Genomic DNA, 15,441 nt, shown 5'->3' on the forward strand with positions numbered 1-15,441 from the left:
GCAGGCTGCGTGTGGAAGGTCAATGGGGTTTGAGGCAGTCGAGCGCACGGTCGGCCAGGATTTTCGCCTTGTCTATCAAATGCTCGGTGGCGCCTGCCATGTGCCGTTGATTGCCGGTCAGCCCTTGGGTGGTGCCGGCTGCGGTGGCGGCTGCGCAGCGCAGCAGGTCGCTGATTTGGGCAAGGGCGTCTTCAAAACTGAGGTCTTGATGCACGGTGAAGGAAGGGGGCGAGGCGGGTTGTAGGTAGTGGCTCAGGGCGCGGTCAAATATTTCGCGGTCGGGGGTGAAGCGGGGTGGGTCGGGGACGATTTTGTTCATGCATAAGCTCCTACTGAAAAGGGAGCCATCCCGATGTCGGTCTCACTCGACAAAAAGGTGGCAGCTATGTGCAGGGTGAGAATACCGGACAGTAGGACTCCGGCCAGACCGAAGTCTGCCCGCACACAGCCGCCATAGAACATGGTAATGACGGTAGTGGCGCTTGGCGCCTACTGGTTGGCAGGTTCTCACACCCGATCGCTGATGCTCAGCGAAGGAGCGAAGGCTAGCCAGTGGACTGTGCAGGCGCAAGGCCGAAGGATTGTCTAGGAAACGTCCTGCAAATTAAAGGGATATGGATTGCTGGCCTTTAACAATCTGTGACGAGCCCTCCAACGCCAGAGCGCGAAGCTGCATTCCCCTGTGGGAGCTGGCTTGCCTGCGATGGCGCTGGGTCAGCCAACACATTTATCGACTAATACACCGCCATCGCAGGCGAGCCAGCTCCTACAGCTGAGTTCACCGTCGGTACAGCGTGGGCGGTTACTTGGGATACAGCGGCGGCAAGCTGGTGCTGTCGGTCACCGGGGCCTGTTCGCGTTCGGCCATGGGAATGGCCTTGACTGCCCGCCACAACTCTTCGCCCTGCCAATACTGGCCGCTTTCGCTATAGAGCGCGCCGTTCAACCCATCCAGGGCATCGGACAGCGGCACAAACCGCGCCGCCATCTCTGCCAGGGTTTCCGGTTGCTGGCGTGCCCAGGCGTCCAGCGCCTGGCGCGTGGCCTGGGGGTCGTTGGCTTGGCTCGCACGCCGCAGGTCGTCGAGCAAGGTGCGGGGGCTGGGCCCGGTCTGGGCGGCGCGTTGGATCGCCGGGCGCGAGCGGGCGCGCCACCACAGGCCGAAGCCGAGCAGGGTGGTGCAGGCGAGGAACAGGCTGGTGAGCTGCCAGATCCACAGGCGGCCATCGTCCGGTGCGGTGATCACGGTGGGGGTGGCCGGGGTGTCGACCACCAGGCTCGGGTTGACCGCCACCTGCAGGGTGCGGGCCGGCAGGCTGGTGCGCTCAAGGTGGTCTTCGTGGGTGTTCCACCACACCACTTCCACGGCGGGCAATTCCAGGGCGCCTGCGCGGTTGGGTACCAGGGCTTCGCGGTCTTCACGGCTGCCGATCACCCCGCGCTCGCTGTTCTGGTTGCTCAGCACCGGCTGGTCGGGGTAGCGCCGCAGGCCGGCGATTTCGGTGCTGGGCAGCGCGGGCAACTGGGCGCTGGCCAGGCCTTCGGCCTTGAGGGTAAGGATGCGGGTCAGGGAGTCGCCGACCTGCACGTTTGCAGGTTCCGGGTTCCAGCTTTCGCCCAGGCTCAGGCTGCGCGCCGGCAGCCAGGGGGCGTCCGCTGGATAGAGCGCAGGCTTGGGCTTGACCGTCAGGGGGATCTCGGTGGAATTGACATGCAACAGCTTGCCGGGCCTGGGCGCCTGGGGCGCGGTGCCCTGGGCAGGGCGTGGTTCGACCATGGTGGCGCTGAACATTTGCGCGGGGATCAGCAGTTGCCCGCTGTGCTGCGGGTAGATCCCATAACGCATTTCGATCACGCCATGGCGCACGCCGTTGATGACTTTTTCATAGGTGCGGGAATCACCCACTGGCTCGACGCGCGCGTCAGACAACTGCAAGGGCGTAAGGACGCTGTCGTCATACAGCGCCACCGAATGGTAGATACGCACGGTCAGCAGGGCCTGGGCCTGCACATATACGCTGTCCTCATCGAGGCTGGCTTCGATGAATACTGGTTCGAGCTGGTTGTCGCTGTCCTGGCCGAGGGTTTCGTCCACTTGCAGGCTGATCGGCTGGGTCTTGAATTCGCCCAGTTGCAGCGCTGGGATCACCACAGTGCCGGTGGTCTTGGGCTGCAAGGTGATGATCCAGCGGGTGGTGGCGTGGTTGCTGCCGTCGAGGGTGGTGAGCTGGTTGATCTGGCGGGTGCCGCGTACGTCGAACAGCGGGTCGAGGGGCGACAGGTCCGGCTTGCCGAACTGGGTAACGTCATCGGACTCGATTGTCAGCTCCACCGTTTCCCCGGAATTGACGCGGCTGCGGTCGATACTGGCGGCCAGGTCGGCCGCCTGGGCGTGACCGGCCCACAGCGCTAGCGATAAGACAAATGGGGTGCAGCGGCTCATCGAGTCTTGTCCTGATGTTGTTGCTGTTCGTACCAGAATTTGCGTCGCAACAACTCTCCGGGGTTGTCCGGGATCTGTCGCAGCCATTGTTCCAGGGCCTGGCGGTGCTCCTCGTCGAGGTTGGCATCGGCCGGGCGCAAGGGGGGCGTGGTGGTCTGTTCGTCGCCCAGTTCGCTGCCGGGTACTTCGTTGTTGCCCGCGGTGGGCGGGGTGCCGGTTTGTGTCTCGCCGGTGCCCGCCTGGCCTGCGCCCTGGGGCGATTGCTCGCCGCCGTTGGTTTGCTGGCTGTTGTCGCCTGGTTGCGCAGTTTGGCCGGGTTGGGGGGATTCGTCATCCTCGTTTTTTTCGGGTGCTGGCGGCTCGGGCTCCGGTTCTTCAAGGAGCAGGCGTTCCACCAGGGCTTTGTTTTTCAGGGCCGGCTGCAGGTCGGGCTGGGCTTCCAGGGCCTGTTCATAGGCGTCTATCGCGGCTTCCAGCTCGCCGGCGCGGGCCAGGGCGTTGCCTCGATTGTAGTGGGAGTAGGCGTCACTGCCCTCGGCAAAGCGCCGGGCCGCCTCGGCGTAGTTGCCCGCTTCATACAGGGCCACACCTTGCCATTGTGGGTTCTCAAAGTGTTCGGCGGCTTCGGCCGGGCGTTTGTGCTTGAGCAGGTACTGGCCCTGTTGGTCGGGGCGCAGCCACAGGTCATCAAAGCTGAACGCATAGCTTGGTTGCGGCGCCGCCAGCAGTAGCAGCGGCAGGCAGAACAGCCAGCCACGGCGCCCGGCGCAGGCGGCGAGCAGCAGCAGGGGCAGCAAAAACCAGTAACCCTGGTCGGCCCAGGTGTCCAGTTGCAGGCGCTGGCCGTCGTCGCGCAGGTTTTGCGGGCCGTCCATCAGGCCCAGGCTGCGCAGGTCTTTGTCGTCCAGGCGGGCCTGGCGATAGCGGCCGCCCATTTCACTGGCGAAGGCCTTGAGCGTCGGGCTGTCCAGGCGCGGGATGAGGATCGCGCCTTGTTCGTCCTTGAGGAACTCGCCGCTTTCCTGAGTCACCGGCGTGCCTTCACGGCTGCCAATGCCCAGGATCGACAGGCTCGGTGCCTGCCCTTGCAGCAGCAGGCGAATGCCCTGGCGCTCCTGCTTGGACAGCGACGAGCCAATCAACAACAGGCGACCCTGGCCCAGGCCGCCGTGCTTGAGCAGGCCCAGGGCTTTTTCCACAGCGAGGTCAGCGCGATGGCCGGCCTCGGGCATGATCGACGGGCGCAGGGCTTCCAGCAGGTTGCGGCTGGTGGCCAGGTCGTCGGACAGCGGCACCAGTGTGTGGGCGCTACCGGCATACACGACGATGGCGGTCTGCGCGTCACTGCGCGCCTGCAGCAGGTCCACCAGCTTGCGCCGTGCCTGCTCCAGGCGGTTGGGCGGGCTGTCGGTGGCGAGCATCTCGGGGGTCAGTTCCAGCAACACCACCAGCGGGTCGGCGGGTTTCTGGCTGATCTGCTCGACCCGTTGCCAGCCTGGGCCGAGCAAGGCCAGCAGGGCCAGCAGCCAGGCCAGGCCCAGCAGCAGCCACGGCGATTTGCTCTCCCGGCCATTGCCGCCACTGAGCAGGGCCGCGTGGAAGGCCGGCGGCAGGATCATCTGCCAGCGCCCGGCGCGTTTTTGCCGATGCCACAGTTGCCACAGCAACCAACCGAGCACGGGCAGTAGCAACAACCACCAGGGACGGAACCAGTGCGGCCATAAAGCGATCATCGACGCCTCCGCAAACGCAGGCGTTGAAGGCGTTGGCGCCATTGTGGGTGCTGTTGCAGGAAATGGCCCTTGGTCGAGAGTTTATTAAGCAGCCGTTGCAAGGCGTTATCCGGCCAGCGTTCCTGGATCACCAACAGCAGGCTGAGAAACAGCGCCAGCGCCAGGGGCCCGCTATACAACGCCTGGGCCGGGCGGGCCTGGGTCGGCTGTTGCGCCACCGGCTCCAACTGGTCGAGGGTTTGCTTGATCGCTTGCAGCTCGGCACCGTCATGGGCGCGGAAATATTGCCCGCCGGTCGCCGCGGCGATGGCCTTGAGCGCCGGCTCGTCCAGATCCAGGCTGGGATTGAGGCCGAACATGCCCAGGGTCCCGGTCTGTTCGGGGTTGGCGCCAATGCCGATGGGGTAGATCTTCACGCCTTCTTCGGCGGCCAGGCGGGCGGCGGTCAGTGGGTCGATTTCGCCGCCGTTGTTGGCGCCGTCGGTGACCAGGATCAACACCCGGCTTTGTGCCGGGCGTTGCCGCAGGCGCTTGAGGGCCAGGCCGATGGCGTCGCCAATCGCGGTATTTTTTCCGGCAATGCCGATGCGCGCCTCGTCCAGCCAGGTGCGCACGGTACGCCGGTCGAAGGTCAGCGGCGCTTGCAGGTAGGCCTGGCTGCCAAACAGGATCAGGCCCACGCGATCGCCTTCGCGGCTTTCGAGAAAGTCCCCCAGCAGGTGCTTGACCAGGCTCAGGCGGCTGACGTCTTCGTCCTGCCATTGCATATCGGGGAAGTCCATGGAGCCCGACACATCCACCGCCACCAGCAGGTCGCGGCCGCTGGCGGCAATCGGCAGCGGCTCGCCGAGCCATTCCGGGCGCGCGGCGGCGGTCAGCAGCAACAGCCACAGCACCACGAACGGCGCTTGTTGGCGCCAACCCGGCAGATTGATGCGCGCACGGCGCCGGGCCAGGCCTTCGAGATCGCCGAGGAAACTGACCTTCAACGCCGGCTCGCCGCTGTCGGCCACTGGCAGGATCAGGCGCATCACCCACGGCAAGGGCAACAGGGCAAAGACCCACGGCCAGGCGAACTCAAACATGTTTGCGAATCCAGGTGTCGACCGCTTGCGTGAGGCCGGCGATGGCCTTGTCGTCGAGTTTGCATTCGGGTTTGTAGGCGCCTTCCACCAGGACCATCCAGCGCGTCAGGCCGGCCGCCGGGCAGCGGTTGTCAAGAAAGGCCAGCCATTTGCGCCCGTTGAGGGTGTGGCTCTGGCTGTAGGGGTAGTCGTTGCGGCACAGGCGTTTGAGCAGGCCATTGAGCTGCTGCAGCCAGGCGCCGGCCGGTGCGCCATCGTAGGGTTTGGGCATCAGCGCCAGCTCCGCGAGGGCGGCGATACGCAGAGGGTCCAGCGGTTGCTCGGCCCGGGCCAGCGGGCGTTTGCCGGGCAGAAAGCGCCGCAGCCACCATACGCCCCAGCCCGCCAGGGGGATCAGCACCAGCAACAGCCACCAGCCCGGTGCCGGTGGCCAGAAACCAATGGCCGGCGGGGCGATCAGCGGTTGCAACGAGTCCAGGCTGCTCATGGCTTTTTCACCGGGCGCTGCGGGTTGAGGTATTCACGTAGTTGCTCGACCATTTCGCTCTGGGTACTCAATGGCATCAGCAGCACCCGCAGCTTCTGCGCGAGCAGTTCCCAACGGGCGATGCGGGCTTCGGCCTGGGCCTTGTAGGCCTGGCGCAGCTCGAAGTTCAAGGTGTCGATTTCCAGTTGTGCGCCGCGCTCGGCAAAACGCAGCAGGCCGGCGGCGGGGAGGGCGTGGTCCAGCGGATCTGAGACCGGCAGCAGCAGCAGGTCGCAATGGCGCGACAGCAGGCTCAGTTGCTGCTCGGCGCCTTCGGTCAGGGCGCGTTCATCGCAGATCACGATAACCAGGCTGCCGGGGCGCAGTACCTCGCGGCCACGGCGCAGGGCCATGCCCAGGGCATCGGCTTCGGGGCGGCTCTCGGTGTTCAGGCTCTGGTTGACCCGCACCAGGCGGTTGAGCAGTTGCAGCAGGCTTTGTTTGCTGCGCCGGGGCTTGATCTCGTAGTGCTCGTTATCCCCGAACACCAGGCCGCCGACCCGGTCGTTGTGCCCCAGCGCGGCCCAGCCGATCAGGCTCGCGGCCTGGGCGGCGAGGACCGACTTGAACATCAGCCCGGAGCCGAAAAACAGCCGGCAGCTTTGCTCGACCATGATAAAGATCGGCCGCTCCCGCTCTTCATGGAACAGCTTGGTGTGCGGCTCCTGGGTGCGGGCGGTGACGCGCCAGTCGATGGTGCGCACATCGTCGCCGGCCTGGTACACCCGCACCTGGTCGAAGTCGACGCCGCGCCCGCGCAATTTGGAATGGTGCAGGCCGATCAGCGGGCTGCGTTGGCTCGGCGTGGAAAACAGTTGCACCTCCCGCACGCGATGCCGCATCTCGATCAATTCGCTGAGGGAAACACGGATTCCATCGCCGGCGTTCATGGGGATCAAGCGACGGCAACGACGTCGAGAATGCGTTGCACCACGCGGTCCTGGTCGATGCCGGCCGCTTCGGCTTCAAAGGACAGGATGATGCGGTGGCGCAGCACGTCGAACAGCACCGCCTGGATATCTTCCGGGCTGACAAAGTCGCGCCCGGCCAGCCAGGCGTGTGCGCGGGCGCAGCGGTCGAGGGCGATCGAGCCCCGGGGGCTGGCGCCGTAGGCAATCCACTCGGCCATTTCCGGGTCGAACTTGGCTGGCGTGCGCGTGGCCATGACCAGTTGCACCAGGTATTCCTCCACGGCATCGGCCATGTACAGGCCGAGGATTTCCTTGCGCGCGGCAAAGATCGCCTGCTGGCTGACCCGCCGTTCGGGCTTGGTCTCGCCGTTGAGCGCTTCGCCACGGGCCTGTTGCAGGATGCGCCGCTCCACGGCGGCATCGGGGAAGCCGATCTTGACGTGCATCAGGAAGCGATCGAGCTGGGCTTCGGGCAGGGGATAGGTGCCTTCCTGCTCGATGGGGTTTTGCGTGGCCATCACCAAGAACAGCGGCGACAGCTCGTAGGTACTGCGCCCGACACTGACCTGGCGCTCGGCCATGGCTTCGAGCAGCGCCGACTGCACCTTGGCCGGGGCGCGGTTGATTTCGTCCGCCAGCACCAGGTTGTGGAAGATCGGCCCTTGCTGGAACACGAAGCTGCCGGTTTCCGGGCGATAGATCTCGGTGCCGGTGATGTCGGCGGGCAACAGGTCGGGGGTGAACTGGATACGATGGAACTGTGCTTCGATCCCTTCGGCAAGCTCCTTGATGGCCTTGGTCTTGGCCAGGCCGGGAGCGCCTTCTACCAGCATATGGCCGTCGGCGAGCAGGGCAATGAGCAAGCGCTCGATGAGTTTTTCCTGGCCGAGAATCTGCGTAGAAAGAAAGGTTCGCAGCGCGAGCAGCGCTTCACGATGTTCCATCGATGACGGTTCCTGGAAAGATGAGCCTGGGGATTGTGAAAAACGCCAAGGCCTGGGGCGCTTACTTTAATGCATTGGAGGGGCTGGCGACTAACGAACCGGGGGGTATTTTTTGCGGCTTACAGCAAAGGCCTGAGGTTTTTGGCGTTGATGAGGGCTCCATCGCGGGCAAGCCCGGCTCCCACAGGTGGAAGCGGGCTTGTCAGGTCGCCCCATCGCTGCGATGGCGATTTAGCAGCCGCCAGTCAAAGCGTGCGGATGTAGGTGCCAGTGCCCTTGAGAATGTTCTGCAAGGTTTCTTCTACCTCGGCCAGGTCCGACTCGGCGGTGGCGTGGTTGATCTGCAGGTGATCACTGCCGCCCAGCGCATCCTTGTCTGCCGCTCCGATCTCCACCAGCAGGGTGGTCGCGCTCAAGGTGATCTTCAAGCCATCCAGGGTCGAAGGCTCGTAGTCCCAGGTCAGCTCCACCTCGTCCTCATCCGGATAACGGGACAGCATGAACATCTCGCCCTGAGTGCCGTGGCAGCACAGCATGGCCATGTTGTCTTCTTCGTCATCGCAAGGGGTGGCGAGCAGGTGGGCGGTGGTCAGTTGCATGTGGAGTCCTGTGTGGAAAGGCGGCGACAAGGCCGGCAGGCTGTAATTCTGCCATTACCTCGGGCTTTGTGTCGGCTTTTGTGTCAAACGGGCATCAGGGATTGAAGGCCCAGGCGCTGATTGTGCTGCTGATCGGTTTAAAGGCATTGCCCAGGCCACTGGTAAACAGCGGGACAAAGGTTTTCGCCGTGCCTTCGCTGATGAGCTTGTCTGCCTCGGGGCGCTTATTGATATAGCTGTCAATGCCAACGCCGAGCTCTGCTGCACCCACTGAGACGCTCGCTACTGTCAGTGCAGCGCCCAGCGGTGGGAAAGCGATACCTAGCGGAGCTAAAAGCAGCAGCCCATATTTGGCCCAATTCAAATACTTGAAGGCAGTCTTTGCCGTGACGTCGCGATTGAGTACGAATTGAAAGCGAGTGGCGTTTTTCAGGTCTTGCTCGGTGCGTTGCTGCAGTTCCTCAAACGGGTTCCCTTGGACTACCTGGCCATCGAATAGGCCGCCCTCGTCAAAGTACCCGAGCTTTTCTTGCGTAGCGACAGGAAGGTCACTGCTAAGCACATTACGGGTGTTGTCTATGAGCGCATCAATGCCTTTGGACAGGAATTCATCGGGACGGTCCTGGGGGCGGAAGTACAGTTTGAAACTGTCGACTTGTCGCGGGTCCTTCAACTGTTCGGCCAGCCACTTATTCATGTGTTTCTTGGAGTCGAAGCCTTTCAACATGGACCCATGGCCAGGCAGATACAACAAGACCCGGCCTGTGGACTTATCCAAAGTGTAAAAGGCGCGCATGTTAAAACCTTTGAACGTGAGGAATTTGGTTTGCAGATTTGGATCAGCCTTGTAGGGCTGTATCAGGTCATTGTGACTAAGGGACTGGTAACTTTGGTCGGCCGGTAGTCCTGCGGCACCCATGGCGATCTGTCGATCGTTTTCGCTCAGGGACCTGTGCGACGCCTGCAAGAAGGCGCCTCTGGAGGCTTGGGCATAGGCATGGCGGGAATTGCTGTTCCAGTAACTGTTCAGGTACTGGTCATAGGGGGACTTATAACTGTTATCCCATACCATCTGTTTAAAGTCGGTGGCGCTGATATCGACTCTATTGCTTGCATCATAGAGATGGGCAGTCGCTTGCGACGGCTCAGTGTAAATACCTTGAAAGTGGCTGGTGAACCCCGATTCATTTGGGCGCGCGAACCTGCCAAAGCCGTCAGGGTCGTGGGTATGTGTTGAGCTTTGTCTTATTTCAAAGGGCCCGTCTTCTTTTGAACGTAGCGCCCCGTGGAACTCAGGTTCGTCCTGCTGGTTGAGCCTTGCTGCCTGGGTCAGTGATATTTTTTGAACAATGACCCCGCTATAAGGTGGGGCGTTAGTGCGGTGATCATATTGAATGCTCACTAAGTAAGTTTTATCGGGGTCAATATCTTTACCGAACGTTTGCTTGATCTGGCGCCTGACGTGGAGCGAAGTGACTTCGTCCGGTGTCTTGGGGTAGGTGTAGTCGGTGAGGAGTTGTTGCACGGCCTTGTTGGTGGCTACGGGCGCTTTGAAACAGGCCGCCGTAAGGACTTGCCCTGCAGTGGCTGCACTACCCGGACGTGATGGTGCAGGGGGCTGCATGCAAGGGGGCTGGTGCCCTGGCAGCGGGGTGCGGAGGGCGGGGGAATATACGTTCAATAGCGCCTCGTTGAGTGGTAATAGAGCCTTTGTCGAAGGAAATACCTGCTCAAACTAAGTGACTCAATATTGAAATACGGTTCCTGCGCGGAGTTAGGAATTAGATTTTACGGATGTATGAAGTTTTACCGGGCGGCAGGTTGATCATGCCTGCTTGGCGGCTGCGCTTTTAATCCTCAACCTACACCTGAGCGGTAGGAAGGGTTGCTCTTGGTGCAACCGCGCAATGCCGTGTGTTGACCGAATATGTCGCAGTGCAGCAAGCAGCCAGCTTGCCGCACTCGTTAAGCTGCGCAACGGATGTGCCTTTTGCGTGACTCTGACCTGCCCGCCGTACCGTCATGCGCAGGGGGGCATCCAGTGGACGTCGAATGTGACCTCATTGACTTGTCCAGCTTCACCCACCTGTCACCCTGATTCGTTTATGGTGTTTATCATCATCACCTGCGAACAGAAATGACGGTCTCCCCACCAGGGGATCACACGCGACGCTTCCATCAATAACAAGCCCAAGCGGAGTACCACAGATGGCGTTCTTCACCGCAGCCAGCAAAGCCGACTTCCAGCATCAACTGCAAGCGGCACTGGCGCAGCACATCAGTGAACAGGCACTGCCACAAGTGGCGCTGTTCGCTGAACAATTCTTCGGCATTATTTCCCTGGACGAGCTGACCCAGCGTCGCATGTCCGACCTGGCCGGTTGCACCCTGTCTGCCTGGCGCCTGCTTGAGCGCTTTGATCACACCCAGCCGCAAGTGCGAGTGTACAACCCCGATTACGAACGCCACGGCTGGCAGTCGACCCACACGGCGGTCGAGGTCTTGCACCACGACCTACCGTTTCTCGTCGACTCGGTGCGCACCGAACTGAACCGCCGCGGCTACAGCATCCATACCCTGCAAACCACGGTACTGAGCGTGCGCCGTGGCAAGAAGGGCGAGTTGCTGGAAATCCTGCCCAAGGGCACCCAGGGCGAAGACGTCCTGCAAGAATCGCTGATGTACCTGGAGATCGACCGCTGCGCCAATGCCGCCGAGCTGAATGTCCTGAGCACGGAACTTGAGCAGGTGTTGGGCGAGGTGCGCGTGGCCGTGGCTGATTTCGAGCCGATGAAGGCCAAGGTCCAGGAACTGCTGGCCGGTATCGACAACAGCCAGTTCGCCATCGAAGGCGAAGAAAAGGCCGAGATCAAGAGCTTCCTGGAATGGCTGGTGGGCAACCACTTCACCTTCCTGGGCTACGAAGAGTTTGTGGTGCATGACGAGCAGGACGGCGGTCATCTGGAATATGACGCCACTTCCTTCCTCGGCCTGACCAAACTGCTGCGCGCCGGCCTCACCGCTGAAGACCTGCGCATCGAAGATTACGCTGTGGCCTATCTGCGCGAGCCGACTGTATTGTCGTTCGCCAAGGCTGCGCACCCAAGCCGTGTGCACCGTCCGGCTTACCCGGACTACGTGTCGATCCGCCAGATCGATGCCGATGGCAAGGTCATCAAGGAATGCCGCTTCATGGGCCTCTACACCTCCTCGGTGTACGGCGAAAGCGTGCGGGTGATTCCTTATATCCGCCGCAAGGTCGCGGAAATCGAGCGCCGCTCGGGCTTCCAGGCCAAGGCGCACCTGGGCAAGGAACTGGCTCAGGTGGTTGAAGTACTGCCTCGCGACGACCTGTTCCAGACCCCGGTGGACGAGCTGTTCAGCACCGTGATGTCGATCGTGCAGATCCAGGAACGCAACAAGATCCGCGTGTTCCTGCGCAAAGACCCGTACGGTCGTTTCTGCTACTGCCTGGCCTACGTGCCGCGTGATATCTACTCCACCGAAGTGCGCCAGAAGATCCAGCAAGTGCTGATGGATCGCCTCAAGGCCTCGGATTGCGAGTTCTGGACCTTCTTCTCCGAGTCCGTGCTGGCCCGTGTCCAGCTGATTTTGCGGGTTGACCCGAAGAACCGCCTGGATATCGACCCCCTGCTTTTGGAAAAAGAAGTGGTGCAGGCCTGCCGCAGCTGGCAGGACGACTACGCGAGCCTGGTGGTCGAGAGCTTCGGCGAAGCCCACGGCACCAACGTGCTGGCGGACTTCCCCAAAGGCTTCCCCGCAGGCTACCGCGAGCGTTTCGCCGCGCATTCAGCCGTGGTCGACATGCAGCATCTGTTGAACCTGACGGAAGCCAAGCCACTGGTGATGAGCTTCTACCAGCCTTTGGGCCACGTGACCGGCCAGCAGGAATTGCACTGCAAGCTGTATCACGCCGATACCCCGCTGGCGCTGTCCGACGTGTTGCCGATCCTTGAAAACCTCGGCCTGCGCGTGCTCGGTGAGTTCCCGTACCGCCTGCGTCACGCCAATGGCCGCGAGTTCTGGATCCACGACTTTGCGTTCACCGCCGCCGAAGGCCTGAACCTCGACATCCAGCAGCTCAACGACACCCTGCAGGACGCGTTCGTGCATATCGTCAACGGCGACGCCGAGAACGATGCGTTCAACCGCCTGGTACTGACCGCCGGCCTGCCATGGCGTGACGTTGCACTGCTGCGTGCCTACGCCCGTTACCTGAAGCAGATCCGCCTGGGCTTCGACCTGGGTTATATCGCCAGCACCCTGAACAACCACACCGACATCGCCCGCGAGTTGACCCGGCTGTTCAAGACCCGCTTCTACCTGGCGCGCAAGCTCACCGCCGACGACCTGGAAGACAAGCAGCAACGCCTGGAGCAAGCGATCCTCACTGCCCTGGACGACGTGCAGGTGCTCAACGAGGACCGGATCCTGCGACGCTACCTGGACCTGATCAAGGCCACCCTGCGCACCAACTTCTACCAGACTGATGCCAACGGCCAGAACAAGTCGTACTTCAGCTTCAAGTTCAACCCCCACGCCATTCCCGAGCTGCCCAAGCCAGTGCCGAAGTTCGAGATCTTCGTCTACTCGCCGCGCGTCGAAGGCGTGCACCTGCGCTTTGGCAACGTCGCTCGCGGCGGCCTGCGCTGGTCCGACCGTGAAGAAGACTTCCGTACCGAAGTGCTGGGCCTGGTCAAAGCCCAGCAGGTGAAGAACTCGGTGATCGTGCCGGTCGGCGCCAAGGGCGGCTTCCTGCCGCGTCGCCTGCCATTGGGCGGCAGCCGCGACGAGATCGCGGCCGAGGGCATCGCCTGCTATCGCATCTTCATTTCCGGCCTGTTGGACATTACCGACAACCTGAAAGACGGCGCCCTGGTGCCTCCGTTGAACGTGGTGCGCCACGACAACGATGACCCGTACCTGGTAGTGGCGGCCGACAAAGGCACCGCGACCTTCTCCGACATCGCCAACGGTATCGCCATCGACTACGGCTTCTGGCTGGGGGATGCGTTTGCCTCCGGTGGCTCGGCCGGTTATGACCACAAGAAAATGGGCATCACCGCCAAGGGCGCGTGGGTCGGGGTGCAGCGTCACTTCCGTGAGCGCGGCATCAACGTGCAGCAAGACAGCATCACGGTGGTCGGCGTTGGCGACATGGCCGGTGACGTGTTCGGTAACGGCTTGCTCATGTCCGACAAGCTGCAATTGGTCGCCGCCTTCAACCACCTGCATATCTTCATCGATCCAAACCCGAACCCGGCCACCAGCTTCATCGAGCGCCAGCGCATGTTCGAGCTGCCGCGTTCGGCCTGGTCGGACTACGACACCAGCATCATGTCCGAAGGCGGCGGTATCTTCTCGCGTAGCGCCAAAAGCATTGCCATCTCGCCACAGATGAAAGAGCGCTTCGACATCCAGGCCGACAAGCTGACCCCGACCGAGCTGCTGAATGCCTTGCTCAAGGCACCGGTGGACCTGTTGTGGAACGGCGGTATCGGCACCTACGTCAAAGCCAGCACGGAAAGCCACGCCGATGTGGGCGACAAGGCCAACGACGCGCTGCGCGTCAACGGCAACGAGCTGCGCTGCAAGGTAGTGGGTGAGGGCGGTAACCTGGGCATGACCCAGCTGGGTCGTGTGGAATTCGGCCTCAATGGCGGCGGTTCCAACACCGACTTTATCGATAACGCCGGTGGCGTGGACTGCTCCGACCACGAAGTGAACATCAAGATCCTGCTCAACGAAGTGGTGCAGGCTGGCGACATGACCGACAAGCAACGCAACCAGTTGCTGGCGAGTATGACCGACGAAGTCGGCAGCCTGGTGTTGGGCAACAACTACAAGCAGACCCAGGCCCTGTCCCTGGCCGCTCGCAAAGCCTACGAGCGTGCGGCGGAGTACAAGCGCCTGATGAGCGACCTGGAGGGCCGTGGCAAGCTGGACCGCGCCATCGAGTACCTGCCGACCGAGGAGCAGCTCGTCGAGCGCGCCGCGACTGGCAAGGGCCTGACGCGCCCGGAACTGTCGGTGCTGATTTCCTACAGCAAGATCGACCTCAAGGAAGCGCTGCTCAAGTCCCTGGTGCCGGATGACGACTACCTGACCCGCGACATGGAGACCGCGTTCCCACCGAGCCTGGTGGCCAAGTTCTCCGAGGCCATGCGTCGCCACCGCCTCAAGCGCGAGATCGTCAGCACCCAGATCGCCAACGACCTGGTCAACCACATGGGCATCACCTTCGTGCAACGCCTCAAAGAGTCGACCGGCATGAGCCCGGCGAACGTGGCGGGCGCCTATGTGATCGTGCGTGACATCTTCCACCTCCCTCATTGGTTCCGGCAGATCGAGGCCTTGGATCACCAGGTCTCAGCCGAGGTGCAACTGGCGCTGATGGACGAGCTGATGCGCCTGGGCCGTCGGGCTACCCGCTGGTTCCTGCGCAGCCGTCGCAACGAGCAGGACGCCGCGCGCGATGTGGCGCACTTCGGTCCGCACCTGGCAGCGTTGGGCCTCAAGCTCGACGAACTGCTGGAAGGCCCGACCCGCGAAGGCTGGCAGAACCGTTACCAGGCCTATGTCGAAGCCGGTGTGCCGGAGTTGTTGGCGCGCATGGTTGCTGGCACCACGCACCTGTACACCTTGCTGCCGATCATCGAAGCCGCTGACGTTACCGGCCAGAGCGCTGCCGATGTGGCCAAGGCCTACTTCGCCGTGGGCAGCGCCCTGGACTTGCCGTGGTACCTGCAGCAGATCAGCGATCTGCCGGTGGGCAACAACTGGCAGGCCCAGGCCCGCGAAGCCTTCCGCGATGACGTGGACTGGCAGCAACGGGCGATCACCATCAAGGTTCTGCAAATGGCCGATGCGCCAGAAGACATGGAAGCCCGCGTGGCCCTGTGGCTGGAGCAGAACGCGAGCATGGTCGAGCGTTGGCGCGCGATGATGGTGGAAATCCGTGCTGCGGTGGGTACGGACTACGCCATGTACGCGGTGGCCAATCGGGAACTGTTGGACCTGGCAATGAGTGGTCAAGCGGTGCTGTAATCGGCTGCTAGAGCGTTAAAGCAAAGCCCCGTCTCGCGAGAGACGGGGCTTTTTTGTGGGTTCGGAACCAGGTGGGGCGTATGCAAAACTTGCTGCCCCGACCGCCCCCTGTGGGAGCGGGCTTGCCCGCGA

At 62.5% G+C, this 15,441-nt stretch carries 10 protein-coding genes; 1 reads left to right on the forward strand and 9 read right to left on the reverse strand.

The window, feature by feature from the left end:
- Positions 1-19: 19 nt before the first annotated feature.
- The 9 genes from HBO12_RS00440 to HBO12_RS00480 all read right to left on the reverse strand — a co-directional run bounded on the left by HBO12_RS00440 (position 20) and on the right by HBO12_RS00480 (position 9,865).
- On the reverse strand, positions 20-319 hold the full coding sequence (locus HBO12_RS00440; protein WP_170041060.1) for a DUF6124 family protein: 300 nt from the start codon (positions 317-319) through the stop codon (positions 20-22).
- A 483-nt stretch (positions 320-802) separates the two neighbouring features.
- Complete coding sequence (locus HBO12_RS00445) at positions 803-2,443, reverse strand: BatD family protein (protein WP_170041061.1); 1,641 nt, start codon at positions 2,441-2,443, stop codon at positions 803-805.
- Positions 2,440-4,176 carry a tetratricopeptide repeat protein gene (locus HBO12_RS00450; RefSeq protein WP_170041065.1) on the reverse strand — a complete coding sequence of 579 codons (1,737 nt, stop codon included), beginning with the start codon at positions 4,174-4,176 and terminating at the stop codon, positions 2,440-2,442. Before HBO12_RS00450 ends, HBO12_RS00445 begins: the two co-directional genes overlap by 4 nt.
- Positions 4,173-5,261, reverse strand: coding sequence for a vWA domain-containing protein (locus HBO12_RS00455; RefSeq protein ID WP_170041066.1), 1,089 nt, complete (start codon positions 5,259-5,261; stop codon positions 4,173-4,175). Before HBO12_RS00455 ends, HBO12_RS00450 begins: the two co-directional genes overlap by 4 nt.
- Positions 5,254-5,748: a DUF4381 domain-containing protein gene (locus HBO12_RS00460; RefSeq protein ID WP_169955761.1), complete on the reverse strand. Its 495-nt coding sequence runs from the start codon at positions 5,746-5,748 to the stop codon at positions 5,254-5,256. Before HBO12_RS00460 ends, HBO12_RS00455 begins: the two co-directional genes overlap by 8 nt.
- Complete coding sequence (locus tag HBO12_RS00465; protein WP_169955760.1) at positions 5,745-6,677, reverse strand: DUF58 domain-containing protein; 933 nt, start codon at positions 6,675-6,677, stop codon at positions 5,745-5,747. Before HBO12_RS00465 ends, HBO12_RS00460 begins: the two co-directional genes overlap by 4 nt.
- Before the next feature lie 5 nt (positions 6,678-6,682).
- Positions 6,683-7,642, reverse strand: coding sequence for an AAA family ATPase (locus HBO12_RS00470; RefSeq protein ID WP_003218556.1), 960 nt, complete (start codon positions 7,640-7,642; stop codon positions 6,683-6,685).
- Between the two features lie 245 nt (positions 7,643-7,887).
- Entirely contained in the window at positions 7,888-8,241 is a 354-nt protein-coding gene (locus HBO12_RS00475) for a hypothetical protein (protein WP_170041068.1), read from the reverse strand.
- A gap of 94 nt (positions 8,242-8,335) precedes the next feature.
- A complete protein-coding gene (locus HBO12_RS00480; RefSeq protein ID WP_170041069.1) occupies positions 8,336-9,865 on the reverse strand; it encodes a dermonecrotic toxin domain-containing protein in 1,530 nt (509 codons plus the stop codon).
- 584 nt (positions 9,866-10,449) lie between these two features.
- Between HBO12_RS00480 and HBO12_RS00485 the strand changes: the two genes are divergently transcribed.
- Positions 10,450-15,309 carry an NAD-glutamate dehydrogenase gene (locus tag HBO12_RS00485; protein ID WP_170041071.1) on the forward strand — a complete coding sequence of 1,620 codons (4,860 nt, stop codon included), beginning with the start codon at positions 10,450-10,452 and terminating at the stop codon, positions 15,307-15,309.
- Positions 15,310-15,441 lie beyond the last annotated feature (132 nt).

The organism is Pseudomonas sp. WS 5059 (assembly GCF_012985525.1).
Lineage (GTDB): Bacteria > Pseudomonadota > Gammaproteobacteria > Pseudomonadales > Pseudomonadaceae > Aquipseudomonas.

What these genes read in the sequence shown, in the direction of transcription:
- HBO12_RS00440 (WP_170041060.1), bottom strand. Translation starts at nt 319, where the DNA reads ATGAACAAAATCGTCCCCGACCCACCCCGCTTCACCCCCGACCGCGAA.
- HBO12_RS00445 (WP_170041061.1), bottom strand. Translation starts at nt 2,443, where the DNA reads ATGAGCCGCTGCACCCCATTTGTCTTATCGCTAGCGCTGTGGGCCGGT.
- HBO12_RS00450 (WP_170041065.1), bottom strand. Translation starts at nt 4,176, where the DNA reads ATGATCGCTTTATGGCCGCACTGGTTCCGTCCCTGGTGGTTGTTGCTA.
- HBO12_RS00455 (WP_170041066.1), bottom strand. Translation starts at nt 5,261, where the DNA reads ATGTTTGAGTTCGCCTGGCCGTGGGTCTTTGCCCTGTTGCCCTTGCCG.
- HBO12_RS00460 (WP_169955761.1), bottom strand. Translation starts at nt 5,748, where the DNA reads ATGAGCAGCCTGGACTCGTTGCAACCGCTGATCGCCCCGCCGGCCATT.
- HBO12_RS00465 (WP_169955760.1), bottom strand. Translation starts at nt 6,677, where the DNA reads ATGAACGCCGGCGATGGAATCCGTGTTTCCCTCAGCGAATTGATCGAG.
- HBO12_RS00470 (WP_003218556.1), bottom strand. Translation starts at nt 7,642, where the DNA reads ATGGAACATCGTGAAGCGCTGCTCGCGCTGCGAACCTTTCTTTCTACG.
- HBO12_RS00475 (WP_170041068.1), bottom strand. Translation starts at nt 8,241, where the DNA reads ATGCAACTGACCACCGCCCACCTGCTCGCCACCCCTTGCGATGACGAA.
- HBO12_RS00480 (WP_170041069.1), bottom strand. Translation starts at nt 9,865, where the DNA reads ATGCAGCCCCCTGCACCATCACGTCCGGGTAGTGCAGCCACTGCAGGG.
- HBO12_RS00485 (WP_170041071.1), top strand. Translation starts at nt 10,450, where the DNA reads ATGGCGTTCTTCACCGCAGCCAGCAAAGCCGACTTCCAGCATCAACTG.